We start from the raw sequence: 20,713 nt of genomic DNA, 5'->3' as shown, positions 1-20,713 counted from the left end.
CGTGGGCTGGTTCCGGGCCGCGGGGGAAGCGGACGACGACCCGTCGCTGCATGTCGTGTCCGTCCTGCGGGCCGAGGGAGACAAGGCCGCGGGGGCCGGCTTCGTGCTCGGCTCCGACACCGTGCTGACCTGCGCCCATGTCGTCAACGACGCGCTGGGCCGGGACATGTTCGAGTCCAGGTCGCCCGGGTCGGGGGAGATCCCCGTGGAGGTGCGCGAGGCAGGGCTGCCCGAGCGGTACCCCGCCCGTGTGGCGCACTGGATCCCGCCGCGCGGCCAGGACGGCGGCGCGGTGCGCAGGGGTGACGACGCATGGCTCGGCGACCTGGCGGTGCTGCGCGTCGACGGGCCCACCGGCGACCTGCCTGCCGTGGGCCGGGCCCCCATGGCGGTCGGCCAGGAAGTGGGGGCCTGGCACGGCGGCGGCCGGGCCGCCACCCTCGCCCGCCTCACCGTCGCCTCGCTCCACCGCTCCCTCGGCTACCTGGACGGCGAGCCCACCGGTATGGCGGTCGGGGCCGGTTACAGCGGTGGACCCCTCTGGTGCCGGGCGGAGCAGGCTGTCGTCGGACTCGTCGTCGCGCACTTCATGCCGCCCCAGGACCCCCGCACCGGGGCCCCGCTCCCGTACAGCCCGCAGCAGCTGGTCCGGCGCAGCTGGGCCATCCCCTGGCAGCGCGTCGAGGCCGAACTGCGCCCCCTGGGCGTCCTCGACGCGGTGCTCCCCGCGCCCTTCGACGCCGACGACCCCGCCTTCCTGCTCCTTGTGGAGGCGATCGAGGACCTGCTGCCCGTGCTGAGCGAGCGGATCGACCGCGCCCAGCGGCTGGCCACCGCGTGCGGCACCGCGTACGGCAGCGGTGTCACGCCGCCCACATCCGAGGAGTTCGCGGCCTTCCTCCTCACCCATCCACGCGCCCTGGCCGCCTTCTCCGGGATCCTGCGCCGGGACAGCCCGGAGGCCGCCGACCGGGTCCTCGCGGCGGGCGGACTCTCCCGTACGCCCAGGCTGCTGGCGCCGCGGGAGTACGCCGCACTCCGCCGGCAGCTGCGGTCCATGGACCAGGCGGTGCTCGGACGGTTCCCCGAGGCGGTGCGCGCCGCGCTGCCGCATCTGGCGGCGCTGCCCGGCGGGGACTCGCTGGACGCGCTCCTCGACCATCTGGAGGTCCTGCCCGGGGACGGCCACTCCACGGGCGGGGAGCGCCGGGTCCCGGCGCTGCTGCGGGTCATGGAGTACGTCGGCGCCCTGGGCACCGGACCCAGGCGGGCGGAGCTGCGGCTGTGGGCGGACGGGGTGGCCGGACGGCTCGGCATCACCCGGGCTGCGCTCGGCGAGCGGCGAGCCGACGCGCAGGAGTGGGAGCGCTCGGTGCGGACCCGCTCGGCGCGCGTCCGGGTCCTGGTGCAGGTGACGCGGGCCGGGCCCGGCCGCCACCAGCTGCGGAGCTGGTGCGACGAGGGGGCCGGGCCCCGGCAGGTGTCGACGGACAGCGTCATGTCGTACTCGGCATCGGAGGCGGCGCGCGAGGTGCTGCGCGTCCTGGACTCGCTCACGCCCCCGGCCGGGGACGAACGGCCGCCGCTCGTCGAGGTGCTCGTGGACCGCACCGGTCTCAATCTGCCGGTGGACGAGTGGGAGGCACGGGATCCGGACGAGATCGTGCCGGGCGTGCTCGGCGTGGAGTTCCCGCTGGTCGTGCACTGCCCCGAACTCCTGCGCAGACACGGGCGTTTCATGTCGCACTGGCGCAGCAGATGGAACCGGCTCGACTCGGGGCGGACCGTCGTCGTCTCGGAGTCCATGGACCGCGACACCGTCTACTCCAGTCTGGTCAACCAACTCGACGCGGTGCGCGTCTCCGTGGACGTACCACCCGGCCCCCGCGACGGCATCGTGCAGATCTGTCTCGCGCTGGGCATCCCTGTGGTGGTGTGGGACCGCGGCCGGGACGGAGCGTCACATGTCGTCGAGCACATGGCGGACGTCGCCACCCGGGAGCTGCCCGACGGGGTGCGCGGCTACCGGGCCAGGGCCAGGGCCAGCCCGCCCGAGTTCCCCGGCCGCCCGGTCCTCGCCTGGGCCGACGCCGACCGTACGGTGCCCCGACTGCATCTGACCGAACCACAGGAGAGCACATGACAGCCGACGCGGATGCCGATGCCAACGCCGCCGCCGACACCGCTGCCGGCACCGGCACCGGCACCGGCACCGGTGCCGATGCCGACTGGCGGCTCTTCCGCGGCGACGGGGTGCCCCGGGCCGTCGCCCTCCCGTCCGCCCCGCCCTGGCGCCGGTTCACCCCCGTGCGGTCGATGCGGCCGGAGCTGCCGTATCTGATCGAGCGCAGGCACGCCGACGTCGTCAACGCGGCGCTGCATCTGCGCCGTCCGCTCCTGGTCACCGGCCCCGCGGGCACCGGCAAGTCGTCGCTGGCCCGCGCCATCGCGCACGAACTGAACCTGGGCGAGCTGCTGCGCTGGCCGGTCAACAGCCGTTCCACCGTGAAGGACGCGCTCTACCAGTACGACGCGATCGGCCGGCTCCGTGAGACGACGCTGAGCCGGGACCGCGGTGAACGCGAGCCGTCCATCGGTACGTTCATCCGGCTCGGCCCGCTCGGCACCGCCCTGGTGCCGTCGTCCACCCCGCGCGCCCTGCTCATCGACGAGATGGACAAGGGCGACGTCGATCTCCCCAACGACCTGCTCACCGTCTTCGAGGAGGGCGTCTTCGACATCGCGGAGCTGACCCGGCTCCCGGAGGACATGGCCGATGTGGAGGTGCAGAACCTGGACCACCGGGGCACCGTCCTGGTGCACCAGGGCCTTGTGCAGTGCGCCGAGTTCCCGGTCGTCGTGATCACCAGCAACGGCGAGCGCGACTTCCCGCCCGCGTTCCTGCGCCGCTGTGTACGGCTCGATCTGCCGGTGCCCGACGAGGAGCGGCTGCGGGCCATCGTCGCCGCGCACCTCGGCGATGAGGCGCTGCGGGAGGCCGAGGACCTGATCGAGGTCTTCCTGCGCCGCCGGGCCCCCGGCGAACTCGCCACCGACCAGCTGCTCAACGCCGTGTTCCTGCGGGCCGGCGGTATCGACCTGGACGCCGAAGGGCTGCTGGACGCCGTACTGCATCAGCTCACCGGGGCGATGTGACCGGGGCGGGCGACCCGGGCGGCCCCCGCACCCCCGCGCCCCCGGACAGTGGCGGCCCGCTCGCCGAGGCGCTGCGGGTGCTGTCCGCCTGCGGCCACGACCTGGACGCGGACCAGGTGCTCGACGTGCTCTGGCTGGCCCGGAGGCTGCCCGCGGGCCAGGACGCCCCGCTCCACCGGGACGAGCCCACCGCACCGCATCACCCGGTGCCCCCGGAGCCGGGACCCGAGGGGGCGGAACCGCGCAGGTCCGCACCGGAGCCCGACGACCCGGACCTCCCCGACCTCACCACCCCGGCGCTCTACGCGGCGGCCCGCCAGTCACCGGCCCCCGAACCGCCGCGGCCCCGGCCGGGACCGCAGCCCCGCCGGGCCATGCCGCTGCGCGTTCCCGAGGACAAGGCACTCGCCGACGAACTCGAACTGGGCCGTTCCCTGCGGCCGTTGCGGCGCAGACGGGACAGCCGCCACCGTACGGAGATCGACGAGGAGCGCACCGCCGCCGGGCTCGCCGAGACCCGGCTGGCCGATGTGGTGCAGCGGCCGGTGCGCGAGCGCTGGCTCAACCTCGTCCTGCTCGTCGACGACGGTCTTTCCATGCTGCTCTGGCACCGCCTCGGCACGGAGCTGCGCACCCTCCTCGAACGGCTCGGTGCCTTCGCCGCCATCCGGGTGCTCGGGCTCGACACCCGCTCCCCGCACCAACCCCGCCTGCACGCACGGCCCTTCCACACGGACAGCGCCGAGCTGCCGCTGAGCGGCATCAACGACCCTTCGGGCCGTACCCTGCTGCTGGTCGTCAGCGACGGCATGGGCCCCGCCTGGCGGACCGGCACGATGCACGACCTGCTGGCCGGGCGGGCGGCACGCGGCCCGGTCGCGGTGCTGCACACCCTGCCGCCCGGCATGTGGGAGGCGTCCGGTGTCTCCGCCGAGCGGTGGATGGCCACCACCCGGCGGATCGGCGGCGCCAACACCTCCTGGGAGATCGCGGACCCGGTCCTCCCCCGGGGACTCGCCGACTTCGACGGAGTGCCGGTGCCCGTCCTGGAGCCGACGGCCGACTCGCTGCGGGACTGGGCGCGGCTGCTCGCCTCGCCCGGCACCACCGTCGAGCTGCCGTTGCTGACCCGCCCCGACCCGTACGGGGCCGTGGCCCCCTCACACGACCTCGGCAGCGTGCAGCACTTCCGGGACGCCGCCACCCCGGAGGCGTACCGCCTCGCGGCCCATCTCGCCGCGGTCTCCCCGCTGTCCGTGCCGGTGATGCGGCTGGTGCAGACGGCGGTGCCCTGGAAGGCCGGTACGTCCGACCTCGCCGAGGTGTTCCTCGGCGGTCTGGTACGCCCGCACCCCGCGCCCGTACCGGGCCCGCTCCCCGCCAAGCACCGGATCTTCGACTTCTCCGACGAGGCCAAGTCGGTGCTCCTGGACGCAGTACCGCAGGCCGAACTCCTGCACACCAGCCGCCGGATCGGCAGACGTCTCGGGGAACTCGCGGGAAACGCACCGGACTTCCCGGCCTGGCTGGCGCACCCGGACGGCTCCGACCGGCTGCCCGGCTCGCACCAGCCGTTCACCAGCGTGGAGCGGCGGCTGCTCAGCCGGTTCGGGGTCTCGTTCGGCGACCGGAGGGGCGGCCCGGAGCGGGAACCGGCAGGCCCCGACACCGACCAGTGGGAGCCGCTCACGGACAGCGACCCCGACCAGCTCGGCGGGTATGTCCTGCGCGGCCGTCGCCGCGGGCGCCGCACCGTCCTCTACCGGGGCGTCGACCCGAGGGGCGAGGAGGCCGTACTGCGGATACCGCGCCCCGATCTCCCCTCGGCCAACAGCCGGCTGATCGACGTGGAGGCCGAGGTGCTCCGCCGGCTCCAGGGACAGTGCGCCCCCACGCTGCTGGCCGGCGGGCTCCGGGACTCGCCGCGCTGGCTGGCGATGACACCGATCGCCGACGCGGACACCCCGACCGCGCAGCCGCCGCGCCTCGGGGACATCTACGCCCAGGCGGTGCAGGCCGGGAGCGCCCCCTTCGACATCCTGCGCGGGCTGCTCGTCGCCTGCTACCTGGCGAACGCCCTCACCGTCTGCCACGTCAACGGCATCGTGCTCGCCGACCTCAGCGCCGACAGCGTCTTCGTGCTGCGCCGCACCGTGGTGCTCGGCGACCTCTCGGACTGTGCGGTCGACGGCGAGTACCTGGGCTCGGGCCCCGTCCCGACCCGCGAGGACAACATGCGCTCCCTCGGTGAGCTGCTCCAGCTCATCAGCAGCAAGGCGGGCCTCGAACTGCCGGGCCTGCCGGAGGGCATGCACCTGTGGCAGGGCGGCACCTGGGACCAGCTGCGCGCTCTGGTGCTGCGCTGCCTCGACGCGGACCCGGCGCAGCGGCCCGCGGCGGGCGAGGTCGCCGAACTGCTCTCCCGGTACGTCGCCCGGGTGCGGCTCCAGCGGGGCGGCGCGGAGCCACAGCTTCCGCCCGCGACCACCCGGGCGCCGTCGGAGCGGCCCCCGCTCGAACTGCACTCGGAGGGCGGCGGTCCCCGCCCCGCCGACGCCGGTCTGCGGCTGCCGCGCTTCGGGTCGGCCCGCCGCGAGACGCTGGCCCGCCTGGAGCGGCTGCGCGTACCCCTGGCGTACAGCAGGCGGCTGACCCTGGCCGGCGCCTACCACTACAGCGGCCGGGCCACGACGACGATGGTCCTCGGCTCGCTGCTCGCCGCCGTACGCGGCGAGCCGGTCCTGGCTCTGGACGGCGCCGCGTCCGAGGGCTCGCTCGACGCCTTCCTCACCCGGCGCAACGAGGCCGTCGTACGCGATCTGGCCGGGCTGCCCCCCACCCCCTCGCACGGGGAGATCCGCGCCCTCACCACCCGGCTGCCCTCGGGGCTCGAAGTGCTGGCCCACCGCGGCGGCCACTTCAGCCACAACCCGGCGCACGCACAGGAGTACGCCGGGATGCTGGCCAGGACCGCGCCCCACTACTCCTGTGTGCTGACCGACTGGTCGCGGCTGCGCCTCGACCGTTCGGCCGGTGCGGTGCTGGACCACACGGACCGGCTGATCGTGTGCTGCGGCACCGCGGACTGGTTCCTGGACGCGGCGGTGCGGACCCTCGAAGCGGTACGCGAGGACGGGCGCGGGCGGCTGGCACGGGAGGCGGTGGTGGTCGCCGCCGAGATCGGCGGGGCCTCGGGCCGACGGCTGCCCGGTTCGTTCGCCGGGCGGCTCGGCATCGACCCCGCCCAGGTGGTCCACATCCCCTTCGACGCGGCGCTTCAGTCGCCAAGTTGGGAGCTGGACCGGTTGCGGGCGGCCACCGTGAACGCGTACCTGCGCCTCGCGGAGCTGGTCCTGGGCTCCGTGGACCCCGTGGACGCCGCAGGGCCCACGGGCCCCGGCAGTCCCACGGACCCTGGCAGCCCCGCCGACCCCGAAGGCCCCGATGGCCCCGCGAACCCCGGAGCCCCCGCCGCTACTTGATGCCGGTCGTCGCCACGCCCTGCACGATGCGCCGCTGGAAGACCAGGAACACCGCGATCAGCGGCAGGAACCCGAGCACCGACGACGCCATGACCTCCGCGTACTGGATATTGCTGTTGTTGACCAGGGACGCCAGACCCACCGGGATCGTCTGCGACTTGGTCTGGTTCAGCACCAGCAGCGGCCACAGGAAGGCGTTCCAGGAGCTGATGAAGGTCAGGATCGACACCGTCGAGATCGCCGGGCGGCAGATCGGCATGCAGATGGTCCGGTAGACCCGCCACCAGCTCGCCCCGTCGATGCGCGCGGCCTCGATCAGCGCCACCGGGATGCCCTTGAAGAACGCCTGGAAGATGAAGACCGACACCGGAGCCGCCACCGACGGCAGGACCAGCGCCCAGTAGGTGCCGAGCAGATGCAGCGACCGGTACTCGATGAACTGCGGCAGCACCAGCGCCTCGGTCGGCAGCATCAGCCCCGCCGTGACCAGCGCCAGGACGACATTGCGGCCGGGAAAGCGCAGAAAGGCCAGGGCGAAGCCGGCCATCGAGCAGAAAGCGACCGTGAAGACGACCGCGAGCACCCCGATGACCAGGCTGTTGAGGTACCAGGAGCCGATCGGATAGGCGTCCCAGGCGTACGAGTACGCGTGCAGGGACCAGCCGCCAGCGAAGGGCGACGTCGGGTTCGCGGTGATCGAGCCGTCCGGGCGGAACGAGGTGATGAGCGCCCACGCGAACGGCACGAGCCAGATCAGCGCGAACAGGGTGAGACAGACGGCGCAGAGCCGGTTGAAGAGTTTCGCGCCGTTGACGGCGGGCGCCGCGGGCGCCGAGGGCTCCGCGGGCGAGCCCTCGCCGGCCGGCCGGGTCCGGGTGATGCCGGTGATGCTGCTCAAGGTGTCCTCCGCTCAGGCCGCCGCGCGGGGCGCGGCGGGGGTCGCGGACCGGCGGCGCAGCACGTACCAGGCTGACGAGATCGCGACGATGATGACGAAATAGACCATGGTGGCCGCGGCGCCGTAGCCACCCCGGTAGGAGGTGAACCCGGTGTCGTAGATGTACTCGATGACCGGCCGTGTCGACTGGTTCGGGCCGCCGGCGAGCAGCAGATAGATCTGGTCGAAGACCTTCAGCGAGGCCAGGATCTGCAGGATCAGCACCAGTCCGGTGGTCGGCCGCAGCAGCGGCACGGTGATCAGCCGGATCTGCTGCCAGGGGCTCGCCCCGTCGATGGCGGCGGCCTCGTACACATCCGGCGGGACGTCCTGGATCGCGGCCGTGTAGAGGACGAAGTTGAAGCCGAACGTCCACCACAGCGTCATCAGGATCACCGCGGTCCAGCCGCCCGACGTGCTGCCGATGAAGTCCGGTACCGGCAGTCCGACCGCGCCGAACAGCTTGGGGAGCAGGCCCACTTCGGGCGTGTACATCCACAGGAAGATCAGCGCGACCACGGACGACGGCACCACGTACGGTGCGAAGAACGCCAGACGGTAGAAGAGCCGGCCGCGCCGGACCCGGGAGGCGAGGATGGCGACGAGCAGCGCCAGCACCACCAGCAGCGGGGTGGTGATCAGGGTGAAGAGCACCGAGTGCCACATGGCGTCCCAGAAGAGGGAGTCCTTCAGCACCTGGGTGTAGTTGGACACCCCCACCCAGTCCCCGAGGCCGTCCTTGACGGTGGTCGTGTTGAAGAAGCTCAGCACGACACCCATCAGCAGCGGGCCGCCCAGGAACAGCAGATAGACCACCAGGAACGGGGTGCTGAGCAGCAGGCCCGCCCGCCGGTCGGAGCGGGGCGGCCGGTCGGGCGCGGTCCGCACGGGTACGGACTCCGGGGCCGGCCGCGTCGAGGCGACGGTCGTCATGGAACTGCCTCCTACTTCATCGTGACCGGTGGTCGGGCCGTGGTGTAGCGCTTCAGATCCGCCCGCATCGCGCCGACGGCCTTCTTCGGCCCCAGCCGTCCGGCGAGGACCTCGATGATGGTGGCGCCCACGGTGTTCTGGAAGTCGGACCCTGCGCCCGTGTACCAGGCGACCGGGTCGTACTTCGCGTTGAACGCCGCCTGTACGTAGTTGCGCTGCGGGGACTGGCCGAGGAACGCCTTGCTGCGCTGGCTGGGCAGCCAGGCGGGCACATGGCCGCCGTGCGCCCAGGTCGCGCTGTTGTCGAGCAGGCTCTTGATGAACCGCGCGGCGTGCGCGGTCCGTGCGGAGGTCCGGTTCGGGTTGCGCGGGACGACGAGCGCGTGCGAGTCGGCGTACGCCACCGGCTCGGGTCCGAGCAGCGCGGGGAACGGCACCACGTTGAAGCGCAATCCCTTGACCAGCCGGTACGAGGGGATCTGCCACTCGCCGTCGAAGAGGAAGCCCGCCTTGCCGGTACTGAACAGCGCGTTGGCGCCCGACCCGTTGAGGCTCTTCGGCATCAGACCCGGCCCGGTGAGGCTCTGCATGAAGTCGAACGTCTCCCGCATCGCCTCCGCGTCGATGTCGATCGTGGTCCCCGAGCCGGTGACCAGGGGGCCCGCGAGGCCGGAGTAGATCATGCTGAACCAGCGCCAGGCGGTGGACGGGTCGGCGGTGATGGACATCGCGGCGCCGTACTGGGCGCCCGCCTCCTTCATCGCCTTCACCGCGTCGGTGAAGGCGGCCCTGCCCTTCATCGGCTTCAGCCCGTCACCCGCGGCGTTGAGCAGACCGGCCTTCTTGGCCAGGTCGGTGTTGTAGAACAGCACGAACGGGTGGGTGTCCAGCGGGACCGCGTACGGAGTGCCGTTCACGGTGGCCTTCTTCCAGGCCGCCGGGGTGAACCGGTCCGGGGTGACACCCAGGTCGCCGACGCCCGTCTCGGAGACCGGCTCCAGCAGCCCGGCGGCTGCGAGCAGCGGCAGCCGGGAGAGATGGGCGATGCCGACATCGGGCGGGGTACCGCTCGCCGTCGCCAGGGCCAGCTTGGTGTAGTACGGGTTCCCCCAGCCCAGGATGGTGGCCTCGACCGTCGTACCGGGGTGCTCCTTGCGGAAGGCGTTCTCCATCAGCACCATGTTGGCGCCGTCGCCGCCCGTGAAGAGGTTCCAGAAGATCACGTCGGCGGTGTTGGGCTGGGAGCCCGTCAGCCCTGAGGCCAGCGGGGACGCGCACGCGGAGAGCCCGCCGGTCAGGGCCAGCCCGCCGCCGAGAGCCAGGAAGCGCCGGCGCGCCATCGCTCCGCTCATAGGGGTAGTCACCTCGTCCATTCGATGTGAACTCGATGGCCGAGACCTTGGCACACGATTTACATCGTTGCAATAGATCGATGCAAGAAGGTGATATCCGGGGTCGGGCCGGTGCGGACGAGGGTCTGTCGTCGCGCGGCAGGCGGCACTTCGACCCCAGGCCCTGGGAGGTGTGCCGGGCGGTCAGCCGGCCGGCTGGCGCTGCGAGGACGCGCGGACGACCAGCCGGAAGGGCGTCGACTCCTGCCGCGCCCCCGCGGCCCCGGAGTTGCCGCCGTCCGGCCGTCGGCCGGTCTGCTCGTCGAGCAGGGTGAGGGCGCGCTCCGCGATCGCCTCCAGATCCGGTGCGACGGAGGTGAGCGGGGGGTGGGTGTACGCCGCCTCCGGTACGTTGTCGATGCTCGCCAGGGCGACGTCGTCGGGCACCCGGACGCCGGAGGCGTTCAGCGCGTGCAGGGCGCCGACGGCCAGCGCGTCGTTGAAGGCGAAGACCGCGTCCGGCAGCGGGCCGCTGCCCTCAAGGAGCTGCCGCACGGCCTCGTAACCCTGGGCCCTGTTCCAGTCCTTCACCGGCGCGACCAGCCAGTTCACCCGCCGTACCCCGGCCGCCGAGAGGGCCTGCCGGTAGCCGTCGGCGCGCTGGCGGCCGTTCTCGCTGCCGTTCCTGCCGAGCGCGACGATACGGCGGCAGCCCTGTTCCAGGAGGTGTTCCACGGCGGTGCGGGCCGCGGCGACATTGTCGATGCCGACCCGTGGGAAGCGGTCGCCGACATCGTGCTCACCCAGCATGACCAGCGGAAAGTCCGGCGGGGTCGCCGCGACATCGGCGGCCGGCACGGTCAGGGCGCTGAACAGCACGCCGTCCGCCACATTGGTCAGACCGCCCGCGAGGATGCGCCGTTCCGTCTCGCTGTCGCCCTCCGTCGACTCGACCAGCACCGTGATGCCCCGCCGGGCGGCGGCCCGGATGACGGCCTGGGCCAGCTCGGCGAAGTAGGGCTCGGCGAGGTAGGGCACGGCGAGCGCGACGAATCCGGTGCGGCCCGAACGCAGGCCGCGGGCCAGGTAGTCCATCTTGTAGCCCAGCGTGTCCAGCGAGTGCTGGACCCGGGCGCGCATCTCCGGGCTGACATGGGTGTAGCCGCTGACCACGTTGGACACGGTCCGCACCGACACACCGGCGTGTTCGGCCACATCCCGCATCCGTACCCTGCCCACCGGCGCGTCCCCCTCGGTCCCCCGGGTTCGGTGTCCCGGGTCGGTTTCCTTGCAACGATGCAAAGCTTCACTCATGATGAACGGAATTCGATTGTACGAAACCCGATGGCCGGTGAGGCAGAAGGAGGAGCCGTGAGGGCGAGTGATCAGGAGGGCACGTATCCGAGGCCGCTCATGTGCCGTGAGCAGTGGAACAGCCTGGACGGCGCCTGGGACTTCGGATACGACGACGCCGACGCGGGCGAGCGCGAGGCGTGGTTCTCCGTGGACGCCGACGGCGGGTTCGACCGGGAGATCACGGTCCCCTTCCCGCCCGAGGCACCCGCTTCCGGCATAGGTGAGACCGCCCCGCACCCGGTCGTCTGGTACCGCCGCCGTATCGCCCACGGGACGCTGGTCCCGTCCGCCTCCGACGGCGGCCGTACGCTGATCCACTTCGGCGCGGTCGACCACCGCGCCCGGGTCTGGCTGGACGGCCGGCTGGTGGCCGAACACACCGGCGGGCAGACGCCGTTCACCGCCGATGTGACCGGGGCGATGCGCCCGGACGCCACCGAGCACGTACTCGTCGTACGCGCCGAGGACGACCCGGCCGACCTCTGCGTCCCGCGCGGCAAGCAGGACTGGCAGGAGCGGCCGCACGCCGTCTGGTACGAGCGGACCACCGGCATCTGGCAGAGCGTCTGGACCGAGACCGTCCCCGGCCAGCACATCACCGACCTGGCCTGGATCCCGGACCCCCAGTACGGAGTCGTGGCGGAGATCGCCCTCGCCCGGCCGCTGCCCCGGCCGCTCACGGTCGACATCGTGCTGCGCGCAGGTGACCGGGTGCTGGCCGAGACCTCCACCGTCACCACGGGCCGCCGCGTCCGGGTCGACATCGCGGTGGACGCCCTGCGCAACGGAATCGACCGGGAAGCCCTGTGGTGGACCCCCGAGTCACCCACCCTGGTGGACGCCCGGGTCACGGTGCGCGACCCGGAGGCGTCCGGGCCGGCCGGCACCGGGGACGCGGAAGCGGTGGATGTCGTGGACGCGGTCGACAGCTATCTGGGCCTGCGCAGCGCGGGCGTCGGAGGTGGCGCTTTCCTGCTCAACGACCGCCCGTACTACGTACGTTCCGTACTCGACCAGGGGTACCGCCCCCGCACCCTGCTCGCCAACAGCGGCACCGCGGAACTGCGCCGCGAGGTCGAGCTGATCAAGGAGATGGGCTTCAACGCGGTCCGCGTCCACCAGAAGGCCGAGGACCCGAGGTTCCTGTACTGGGCCGACCGGCTCGGCCTGCTCGTCTGGGGCGAGACGGGCGCGGCGTACGAGTACGGCACGGAGGCCGTCGAACTGCTCACCCGGGAGTGGCTGGACCTGGTGCGCCGGGACCGCAGCCACCCGTCGATCGTCACCTGGGTGCCCTTCAACGAGAGCTGGGGCTTCTCGGACGTCGCGCGGGACCCGGCGCAGCAGCAGTACTCGATGGCCCTGGCCGCGCTGACCCGGGCCCTGGACCCGTCGCGTCCGGTGCTCTCCAACGAGGGCTGGGAGCACACCGACAGCGACATCCTGGGGGTGCACGACTACACCAGCGACCCCGCCCTGCTGAAGGAGCGCTACGGGGACGCGGCCGGCTTCGCGGCGGTGCTGGCGGGCGGCGGCCCGCAGGGCCGGAGGATCTCCCTCTCGGACCGGCAGGACGCACGCTTCGCCGCGGGCGACGCACCCCTGATGATCACGGAGTTCGGCGGCCTCTCGCTGGCGGGCGGCGACGAGGACTTCTTCTACACGCAGACCAGCTCCGACACCCAGTACGCGGAACTGCTCGGCACGCTCTTCGCCGAACTGCGGGACAGCCCGCTGGTCGCCGGGTTCTGCTACACGCAGTTCATGGACACCGCACAGGAGACGAACGGCCTGCTCTTCCGGGACGGCACCCCGAAGCTGCCGCTGGAGACGATCCGGCGGATCGTCACGGGGGACGGGGGCGCGAAGGAGTCCGGGGACGCCTGAGGCGGAGCCCGCGGACGGAGTGCGGAGAGCCCGGCCCCAGACCTGATCCGGGGCGGGGAGGGCTCGACGGAGACCTGATCCCGGGCGGGCAAGGTTGCTGCAAGGCCACTGCAAGGAAAGTGCCGTACGGGCCGGGAACCCCTCCCTTCGACTGCTGCACGCAGCCGACGAACATGGGGGACCGACTGTGTCTGTCAACACCACGAAAACGGCGCTGATCGAGCAAGGTCAGTGGCTGACCGTACCGGACTGCAAACGGATTCTGGTCGTCGTGCACACCGTGGCCTTCGCCCAGCGACTCCAGGAAGTCATCTGCCTGCTGGAGGCCGACTTCCGTATCCAGGTGGTCTTCACCGTGGCGCCGCACGCCTTCGGCGGCGGCGTCACGCAGTATCTGCGGAGCCTGGGCATCGCCACCGTGCCCTGGGACCAGGCGCTGCGGGCCGAGTTCGATCTGGCGCTGGCCGCCGGGTCGCGCGGTGTGCACGCGTTACGGGCGCCGGTCGTGCGGATCTCGCACGGGGCCGGCCACATCAAACTGCTCACCGACACCTCCGTGCTGGCGCCGGGGGAGAAGCGCACTCCGGGGATGCTGAGCCGTCAGCATCTGCTCCACGAGGGGCGGGTGGGGCCGGCCGCCATCGTCTACGCGCACGAGCGCGACGTGCGGGAGCTGGCCGACTCCTGCCCCGAGGCGCTGCCGGTGGCCCATGTGGTGGGCGACCCCTGCGTGGACCGGATCACCTCCGGGATGGACCGGCGCGAGGAGTTCCGCAGGGCGCTGGGTGTCGGAGTGGGCCGTCAGCTGGTGATCGTCACCTCGACCTGGGGGCCCACCTCCACCTTCGGCCGGTTCGACACCCTGCTTCCGCAGTTGCTCAGCCAACTCCCCGCCCACCGCTACCGGGTGGCCCTGCTGCTCCACCCGAACGTCTTCGCGGGACACGGCAGCTGGCAGGTGCGCAGCTGGCTCGCGGGCTGCCGGGCCCGGGGGATCGCCGTGGTGCCGCCGGAAGCGGACTGGCAGGTTCCGCTCATCGCGGCCGACTGGATCATCGGTGACCACGGTTCCCTGACCGCGTACGGGACGCTCACCCGGGCCGCCCTGCTGCTCACACCGGGACCGAGGCGGGAGATCTCCGCCTCGTCACCGGCGGCGCTCCTGGCCACCCTCGCCCCCGCGGTCTCCCCGGCCCATCCCCTCGCGGGGCAACTGCGGTACGCCGCCGAGCAGTACGTCCCCGGCCGGTACGCGGAGGTGGCCGCGCTGCTGTCGTCGGCGCCCGGCCAGTTCCACCGGCGGATGCGCACGCTCCTCTACCGGCTGCTGCGGCTGGGCGAACCGGCCTGGGCACCCGCGGTACCCCCGCTGCCGACCCCGCCACCGCTGGACCGGTGGGAGGGCGACGGCCTGGGGGTGGCGCTGTGACGGCCCGGCCCGCCCCGACCGTACGCGCCGGGGGGACGGAGCTGTACGGGGCGACCCCGCCGGACGTCTCCTGGTGCGCGGTCCGGTTCGGGACGCCCCGGGCCGGAGCCACGGTCACGGGGTTCCTGCCGGACCTGCCCGGGGACCGGAGCGAGGCGCCCGTGGCCGTCTTCCCGGTCTCCGTCGGCTGGCGGTCGACGACCGGTCACGGTCGGGCCTCTGTCCTGCTCGCGGTGGCGGTCCCGCTCCCCGGGAGCCGGCCACGGTTCCGCGGTCCGGGCGCGGCCGACGTCCATCTGCGGGCGAATCCGGACGCACCACGGCGGAGGAGGCACACGGGACGCGTCGGGTGTGCGGGGCGGGTGGAGTACGCGGGGCCCGCTGAGTACACGAGGCCCGCCGAGGAAGCGGGGCACGGCATCGCTCATGCCGAGTACGTGGAGCACGGCATCGCCCACGCCGAGTACGCGGATGTGCTCGTCACCGGGGAGCCGTTGCCGGTGGAGTGGGCCCACCACCGGGTGGGCGCACTGATGTCGCGGTACCCCGGCTCCCTCGTCGCGGCGGTGCCGGCCGCCGGGAACGCCCTCGTACTCGGTGTGCGCGCGGCCGGGACCGGCGCCGGTGCACCGCCGGTCCGGCCGATCCGGACGGTCCCCGGCCTCCTGGTACCACCGCACGTCGTCGCTTCGGTGCTGCACGCCTGGCTGGTGGCGGGCGGCACGCCCGAAGCGCTCCGGTCGGTGGGGCCCACGGGGCCGCGGGGCCGCGGCTGAGGGGGGCGCCGACGGTCGGGGAAGGAGCGCCGGGAAGCCGCGCGAGCCGTCGTGGCGGGGAGCCGCGCGGCGGCGTGTGCCAGGGCTTCTTCCCTGCGTGCCCCGGCCGTCACCCGAGCGCGCGGAATCCGGTGACCGGCCGTCAGCGTACGGTCGTTCAGCCGGCCTGAATGCGGGTGTCGTAGTCCTCGCGGGCAGCGACAACCTCCGCTACATGCCCCACGGACCACTGCGTGAGCGCCTTCAGCGGCTCCCGCAGAGTCTGGCCGAGATCGGTCAACTCGTACTCCACGCGGGGCGGCACCTGCGCGTACACCGTCCGCAGGACCAGGCCGTCGCGTTCCAGGGTGCGCAGGGTCTGGGTGAGCATCTTCTCGCTCACCCCGGCCAGCCGCTGCCGCAGCCGGGTGAACCGGCACGCCCCCTCCCGGCCGAGCTCCCCCAGCACCAGGACGGCCCACTTGCTGCCGATCTGGTCGAGCAGATCCCGCGACGGGCAGCCGCGCACGTACGGATCTGACAACGCCGCTGTGGGGCCCGTCACATTCTTGTCGACCGACACGACGCTCACCTCGATGCTTTCGTCCGGGTTGCCACCTTACGACAAGGTGGCTACTTACCAATAGCGAGTATCGGAGGAAGGGTGGGATCCAGCCGCGGGAGGTCCGCGGCGGAACCGAAACCAAGAATCAGGGGTGGATCCCATGTCGATCGTGGTCACCGGTGCCTCCGGGCAGTTGGGCAGGCTCACCGTCGAGGCACTGCTGCGCCGCGGGGTGCCGGCCTCGGACATCGTCGCCACCAGCCGCGACACCACCCGGCTGAAGGAACTCGCCGACCGCGGTGTGGTGGTGCGCCGGGCCGATTTCGCCGACCCCGACAGCCTCGCGGCGGCTTTCGCGGGAGCGGACAGGCTGCTGCTGATCTCGACCACGACGGTGGACGAGCGGGTCGCCAACCACCGCCGCGCCATCGACGCCGCAGTGGCGGCAGGCGTGCAGCTGGTGGCGTACACGAGCATGTCGCACGCCGATACGGCCACCACGATCCTGGCCGCCACCCACCGCGCCACGGAGGAGTACCTGCGTGAGCGCGCGGTCCCCAGCGTGCTGCTGCGCAACAGCTGGTATCTGGAGAACTACACCGGTCGACTGCCGCAGATCCTGCGCGAGAACACCCTGGTCGGAGCAGCCGGCCGGGGAAGGATCAGCGCCGCCGCCCGCGCCGACTACGCCGATGCGGCCGCGACCGTGCTGACCACCGAAGGCCACGCCGGCCGGGTGTACGAGCTGGGCGGCGACGAGGCGTTCACCCTGGCCGGTCTCGCCGCGGCGCTCTCGACAGCCGCCGGGCGGCAGGTCACCTACACCGACCTCGCGGCCGACGCGTTCGCCCACGCACTGACCGACGCCGGGCTGCCGGCGGAGCTGGCGGGGGTGCTGGCCGACGCCGATCTCGGCATGAGCCGCGACGAACTGCTCACCACCTCCGGCGACCTGCGCCGTCTGATCGGCCGCCCGACCACCCCGCTGGCCGACGCGATCGCCGACGCCCTGCGCTGACCGGCCACCACACCCTCGCCCGTCGCTGCCACCGCGCCTCCTTGCCGCCGCTGTTTCCATCGCCGTTGCCGAAGTCGCGGCCGTTGTACGGCGGTTGAAGCCTGGGCCGCTGCCTGTCGGCCGCGTACACCCCTCACCCGAAGGACCCCGATCCACCATGCCTTCCCGCACCACCGCACACTCCCCAGGGCGGCGGACGCTGCTCGCCCTCGCCGCGGCGTCGGCCGCCCTGGCCGCTCTCGCGGTGCCCGCCGCTGCCGCGCCGGCCCACCCCGGCACCGGCCGCGTCCACTCGATCACCCTCGACGGCCACCGGGCCTTCCCGGAAAGCGTCGCGGCCGACCACCGGAACATCTACACCGGCAGCATCGCCGACGGCACCGTCTACCGCGGGCGCGTCGGGACGCGTACGCTCCACCCGTTCCTGCCCGGTGGTCAGGACGGCCGCACCAGCGTCACCGGGATCAAGACCGACGGCCACCGCCTGCTGGTCGCCGGTGCCTTCACCGGGCGCTTCTTCGTCTACACCACCACCGGCAGACCGGTCGCCACCTACACGGTGCCCGACCCAGGCAGCAGAACCCTCGTCAACGACGCGGCCATCGCTCCCGACGGCGACGTCTACATCACGGACTCCTACCGCGCCGTGGTCTACCGGATCCCCGCCGCCGAGGTGAACGCCCCCGCCACCGGCGCCCACCGCACCCTGCACGCGGCCTACCGTCTCCCCGACTACACGGCAGGCCAGTCCAACGCCAACGGCATCACCACCAGCCCCGACGGCACCTCCCTGATCATCGGCTACTGGTACAGCGGCGCCCTCTACCGGCTCACTCTCGCCACCGGCGACCTCCGCAAGATCGCCGCGCCACCACTGACCAGCGCGGACGGCATCACACGCCGCGGGAACACCCTGTACGTCGCCCGCTCGGTGAACAACACGGTCACCACCCTCCGCCTGTCCGGCGACGCCACCCGGGCCACCACCGTCGCCACCCGCACCTACCCCGGCGCCGACACCACCACCGGCGTCGCCGTGAGCGGGCACCGGCTGCTGGTCACCAACTCCCAGATGGACACCTACCTCTCCGGCGACCCGCAGACCAGCCCCGTCTTCACCCTCGCCAGCCTGCCCCTGCACTGACCCCGCCCCCCCCGGCCCGCGTCCTCCTCACCGATGGCGCAGCCGGTCGGCCAGGCGCTCGGCGTCGGCCGGGCTCAGGCGCAGGAAGAGGGTGCGCGCGGCCTCGTAGCAGCGGGTCGCCTCCGCGGTGTCGCCCTGGCGGGCGGCGGCCTCGCCGAGCCACTCCAGGGCATACCCCTCCCAGTGGGCGGAGCGGACGTCGGACGACCGGAAGGCCGCCAGCGCCTCGCGCAGCCGCCGGGTGCCGCCGTCGTGGTCGCCGTCGCCTGCCAGTGCGCGGCCGAGCAGGGCCAGGGCCCGGGCCGCCTCGTAGCTCTCGCCCAGCGCCTCCAACTCGGTGCACGCGGCGGCCAGATACCCGGCGGCGGCCGGGTGGTCTCCCGCCGCCAGTGCGGTCTCGCCCAGGCGCCGCCGGGAGAGGGCGGCGCCTCGTGCGTATCCGGCCGACTCCCTCATGCGCAGGGCCGTTTCGAAGTGCGCGCGGGCGTCGTCGTAGTGGTGGGTGAGCAGACTGATGTGGCCGAGTCCGTTGATCGCCTGGGCCTGCTGGCGTAGGTCGCCGTCGGCCGTGGCGTGTTCCAGCGCCTGGGCGTACCAGTCGGCGGCCTCCGCGTAACGGCCCGCGTCGCGCAGCCCGATCGCCCCGGACGTCAGCATCCGCCCCTCGCCCTCCCGGGATCCGTCGGAACGCGCGGCGGCGAGCCCGGTGCGGTGCGTCTCGATCCACATCTCCCGGGGCCGCAACCGTACGAAGAGCGGCCAGGCGGCGTCGGTCAACTGCCAGCAGGCGGTGTGCCATCCGGCGCGGGCGCAGTGCCGTACCGCTCCCAGCAGGCTGTTGCGGTGCGTGTCCAGCCAGGCCAGCGCATCGGCGGGGGTGCTGAGGGCGGCGGGTACGACGCCCGGCACCGTGGCGGGTCGGGCGGGCAGCCGGTGGCCGGGGGTGAGGATGCTCTCCGCCGCGGTCGCGGAGGCCAGACACCAGTCCACGAAGCGGCGGAGGGTGCGCTCGCGCTGTGCGGGGCTCTCCCGCGTCTCGGCGATGAGACGGGCGTGGGGGCGTACGAGGTCGTGGAAGCGGTAGGTCCCTGGGCCCGTCTCCTCCAGGAGGTTCGCCTCCAGCAGGGCGCCGATGGCCAGGTCGGCGTCGGCGGAGTGCTCCCAGCCGTCCGGGCCGGCCGGGCCGGACGGCTCAGGGGGGTCCGTGCCGACCGCCGTCAGCAGGGAGAGGTCGAAGCGGTCGGCGGGCAGCAGGCCCATCCGCCGGTAGAGAGCGGCGCCGCTGCCGGTCAGCAGCCGGTAGGACAGATCCAGCGCTGTACGCACCACGGCCTCTCCCTCCACGCGGAGTGCGTCGAGCGGCCCCCGGCCCCGGGACAGGCTGCGGGCCAGGGCGGACAGGGTGTGGTGCGGGCGCGCGGCGAGCTGGGCGGAGGCGAGGCAGACGGCCAGTGGCAGATACCCGCAGAGGGCGACCACTTCACGCGCGCCCTCCGGGTCCTGGAGGACACGCTGCCCGCCCCCGCCCCTGGCGAGCAGCTCGACCGCGGAGTCGGGTGCGAGGGCGCCGAGTCGGTGCACGGCGGCACCGTCGACCTGGAGCCCTGTGAGGTGGCTCCGGCTCGTCACCACGGTGAGTCCTGCGGGCGCACCCGGGAGCAGGGGACGCACCTGAGCCGATGTGTACGCGTCGTCGAGCAGTACGGCCAGACGCAGCCCGGAAGTCAACGACCGCCAGAGCGCGATGCGTTGAGCGGTGTCCACCGGTACGGAGCCCACCCCGAGCGCGTACAGGAACCCTTCGAGTACGGCGGCGGCCGGTACGGGGCCTTCCCCGTACTCCGCTGCCGCCGCCCGGCCGCCCAGGTCGGCGTACAACTGCCCGTCCGGGAAGTCGTCGGCGAGTCCGTGCAGCCAGTGCGAGGCGAGCGTCGTCTTTCCGACGCCCGCGAAGCCGCTGACCACCAGCAGCTGCGGGGTCCCCGCGGGGTGTCCCGCCCGGAGCCGGTCCAGGGCGCGCACATCGCTCTCCCGGGCTATCAACGGCTTTCTGACCGGCGGCAGTTGGCGGGGCACCGGGGGGCGGGCGCTGTCCTGCCCGGCAGGCTGGTGGAAGTGGACGCCGCCCTGGATGTCGCGGGCCTGCACACTCGGCCCGTGCAGAACGGCTGCCCCGCCGATGGTGTTGGTGTGGGCGGCCGGTTCCTGACCGGGCCCGTAACGCCGTAACCAGTCGTCCACCGTGCGCGCCGTACGGACGTCGGTCCTCGCCGCATCGGCGAGGACGGTGGCCAGTCGTGCCATGTCCTGGAGCGGATCCACCGGCACGGCGTCGGCCGCCCCGTCCGCCGGTGGATCCTCCGGGGCGTCCGTCTGTACGTCCTCAGAGGGCCATAGCCGGGCCACGGCGGGGTCCTGACCGGCTACGGCGCGCGCGATCCGGCCCAGCTCCCGCCAGGCGGGGGAGGCCCGTTCGGTTCCATGGGCGACCAGGGACGACAGCAGCGCCGTCGCTCTGCCGGACTCCGGAGTGGACACGTCTCCCAACCTCCCTGAACAGCGCGGCGGGCAGTAAGCGAGTCGGTGGTGCTGTCGGTCGGTCGTGCTCCTGAGTGATTCCTGCGTCGGTTTGGCGTCGATGCCTGGTCGGGAGTGGGTTCCTGGTCGGGACCTCGTCGGGCCGACCGGGACCTGCTGGGCGGTATCCGAAGGTGAATATG

Annotated in this window: 14 protein-coding genes; 8 read left to right on the top strand and 6 right to left on the bottom strand. The window is 73.0% G+C overall.

Going from position 1 to position 20,713, the window contains the following annotated elements; all coding sequences use genetic code 11:
* Position 1: 1 nt before the first annotated feature.
* Genes ACFXBC_RS09335 through ACFXBC_RS09325 form a run of 3 tightly spaced genes read left to right on the top strand, consistent with a single transcriptional unit; the run spans position 2 to position 6,638 of the window.
* Positions 2-2,143 carry a trypsin-like peptidase domain-containing protein gene (locus tag ACFXBC_RS09335; protein WP_385020695.1) on the top strand — a complete coding sequence of 714 codons (2,142 nt, stop codon included), beginning with the start codon at positions 2-4 and terminating at the stop codon, positions 2,141-2,143.
* Positions 2,140-3,156, top strand: coding sequence for an AAA family ATPase (locus tag ACFXBC_RS09330; RefSeq protein ID WP_385020692.1), 1,017 nt, complete (start codon positions 2,140-2,142; stop codon positions 3,154-3,156). The genes ACFXBC_RS09335 and ACFXBC_RS09330 overlap by 4 nt, the downstream gene beginning before the upstream one ends.
* The gene (locus ACFXBC_RS09325; protein ID WP_385020689.1) at positions 3,153-6,638 is read left to right on the top strand and encodes an SAV_2336 N-terminal domain-related protein; all 3,486 of its coding nucleotides are present in this window, start codon (positions 3,153-3,155) and stop codon (positions 6,636-6,638) included. The genes ACFXBC_RS09330 and ACFXBC_RS09325 overlap by 4 nt, the downstream gene beginning before the upstream one ends.
* Here ACFXBC_RS09325 and ACFXBC_RS09320 read toward each other — a convergent pair.
* From ACFXBC_RS09320 to ACFXBC_RS09305, 4 genes are all read right to left on the bottom strand, one after another.
* The gene (locus tag ACFXBC_RS09320; RefSeq protein WP_385020686.1) at positions 6,631-7,536 is read right to left on the bottom strand and encodes a carbohydrate ABC transporter permease; all 906 of its coding nucleotides are present in this window, start codon (positions 7,534-7,536) and stop codon (positions 6,631-6,633) included. The two genes, ACFXBC_RS09325 and ACFXBC_RS09320, sit on opposite strands and share 8 nt — an antisense overlap.
* Before the next feature lie 12 nt (positions 7,537-7,548).
* On the bottom strand, positions 7,549-8,508 hold the full coding sequence (locus tag ACFXBC_RS09315) for a carbohydrate ABC transporter permease (RefSeq protein ID WP_385020683.1): 960 nt from the start codon (positions 8,506-8,508) through the stop codon (positions 7,549-7,551).
* Between the two features lie 11 nt (positions 8,509-8,519).
* On the bottom strand, positions 8,520-9,860 hold the full coding sequence (locus ACFXBC_RS09310) for an extracellular solute-binding protein (RefSeq protein ID WP_385020681.1): 1,341 nt from the start codon (positions 9,858-9,860) through the stop codon (positions 8,520-8,522).
* A gap of 183 nt (positions 9,861-10,043) precedes the next feature.
* The gene (locus ACFXBC_RS09305) at positions 10,044-11,063 is read right to left on the bottom strand and encodes a LacI family DNA-binding transcriptional regulator (RefSeq protein WP_385020820.1); all 1,020 of its coding nucleotides are present in this window, start codon (positions 11,061-11,063) and stop codon (positions 10,044-10,046) included.
* 147 nt (positions 11,064-11,210) lie between these two features.
* Here ACFXBC_RS09305 and ACFXBC_RS09300 point away from each other — a divergent pair, with 147 nt between their 5' ends.
* The 3 genes from ACFXBC_RS09300 (at position 11,211) to ACFXBC_RS09290 (ending at position 15,287) form a co-directional block, all read left to right on the top strand.
* Positions 11,211-13,082, top strand: coding sequence for a glycoside hydrolase family 2 protein (locus ACFXBC_RS09300; RefSeq protein ID WP_385020678.1), 1,872 nt, complete (start codon positions 11,211-11,213; stop codon positions 13,080-13,082).
* Positions 13,083-13,269: 187 nt separating this feature from the next.
* Positions 13,270-14,511, top strand: coding sequence for a hypothetical protein (locus tag ACFXBC_RS09295; protein ID WP_385020676.1), 1,242 nt, complete (start codon positions 13,270-13,272; stop codon positions 14,509-14,511).
* Positions 14,508-15,287 carry a hypothetical protein gene (locus tag ACFXBC_RS09290; RefSeq protein WP_385020673.1) on the top strand — a complete coding sequence of 260 codons (780 nt, stop codon included), beginning with the start codon at positions 14,508-14,510 and terminating at the stop codon, positions 15,285-15,287. Before ACFXBC_RS09295 ends, ACFXBC_RS09290 begins: the two co-directional genes overlap by 4 nt.
* 157 nt (positions 15,288-15,444) lie before the next feature.
* Here the strand turns inward: ACFXBC_RS09290 and ACFXBC_RS09285 are convergent, their stop codons facing one another.
* Complete coding sequence (locus tag ACFXBC_RS09285) at positions 15,445-15,849, bottom strand: winged helix-turn-helix transcriptional regulator (protein ID WP_385020670.1); 405 nt, start codon at positions 15,847-15,849, stop codon at positions 15,445-15,447.
* Positions 15,850-15,991: 142 nt separating this feature from the next.
* Between ACFXBC_RS09285 and ACFXBC_RS09280 the strand changes: the two genes are divergently transcribed.
* Both ACFXBC_RS09280 and ACFXBC_RS09275 read left to right on the top strand, forming a co-directional pair.
* Positions 15,992-16,849 carry an SDR family oxidoreductase gene (locus ACFXBC_RS09280; protein WP_385020667.1) on the top strand — a complete coding sequence of 286 codons (858 nt, stop codon included), beginning with the start codon at positions 15,992-15,994 and terminating at the stop codon, positions 16,847-16,849.
* Positions 16,850-17,006: 157 nt separating this feature from the next.
* Positions 17,007-17,993 (top strand): SMP-30/gluconolactonase/LRE family protein, encoded by a 987-nt coding sequence (locus ACFXBC_RS09275; protein ID WP_385020664.1) that lies wholly within the window; start codon positions 17,007-17,009, stop codon positions 17,991-17,993.
* A gap of 27 nt (positions 17,994-18,020) precedes the next feature.
* Here ACFXBC_RS09275 and ACFXBC_RS09270 read toward each other — a convergent pair whose 3' ends face one another.
* Complete coding sequence (locus tag ACFXBC_RS09270; RefSeq protein ID WP_385020661.1) at positions 18,021-20,531, bottom strand: tetratricopeptide repeat protein; 2,511 nt, start codon at positions 20,529-20,531, stop codon at positions 18,021-18,023.
* Positions 20,532-20,713 lie beyond the last annotated feature (182 nt).

Origin of the sequence: Streptomyces sp. NPDC059398, from assembly GCF_042751845.1 — a bacterium.
Taxonomy (GTDB): domain Bacteria; phylum Actinomycetota; class Actinomycetes; order Streptomycetales; family Streptomycetaceae; genus Streptomyces.
This window is presented reverse-complemented; position numbering and strand designations above follow the sequence as displayed.

Excerpts from the sequence above, each read along its gene's own strand:
- ACFXBC_RS09330 (WP_385020692.1), top strand. The coding sequence starts at position 2,140 with ATGACAGCCGACGCGGATGCCGATGCCAACGCCGCCGCCGACACCGCT.
- ACFXBC_RS09315 (WP_385020683.1), bottom strand. The coding sequence starts at position 8,508 with ATGACGACCGTCGCCTCGACGCGGCCGGCCCCGGAGTCCGTACCCGTG.
- ACFXBC_RS09310 (WP_385020681.1), bottom strand. The coding sequence starts at position 9,860 with ATGAGCGGAGCGATGGCGCGCCGGCGCTTCCTGGCTCTCGGCGGCGGG.
- ACFXBC_RS09305 (WP_385020820.1), bottom strand. The coding sequence starts at position 11,063 with ATGCGGGATGTGGCCGAACACGCCGGTGTGTCGGTGCGGACCGTGTCC.
- ACFXBC_RS09280 (WP_385020667.1), top strand. The coding sequence starts at position 15,992 with ATGTCGATCGTGGTCACCGGTGCCTCCGGGCAGTTGGGCAGGCTCACC.
- ACFXBC_RS09275 (WP_385020664.1), top strand. The coding sequence starts at position 17,007 with ATGCCTTCCCGCACCACCGCACACTCCCCAGGGCGGCGGACGCTGCTC.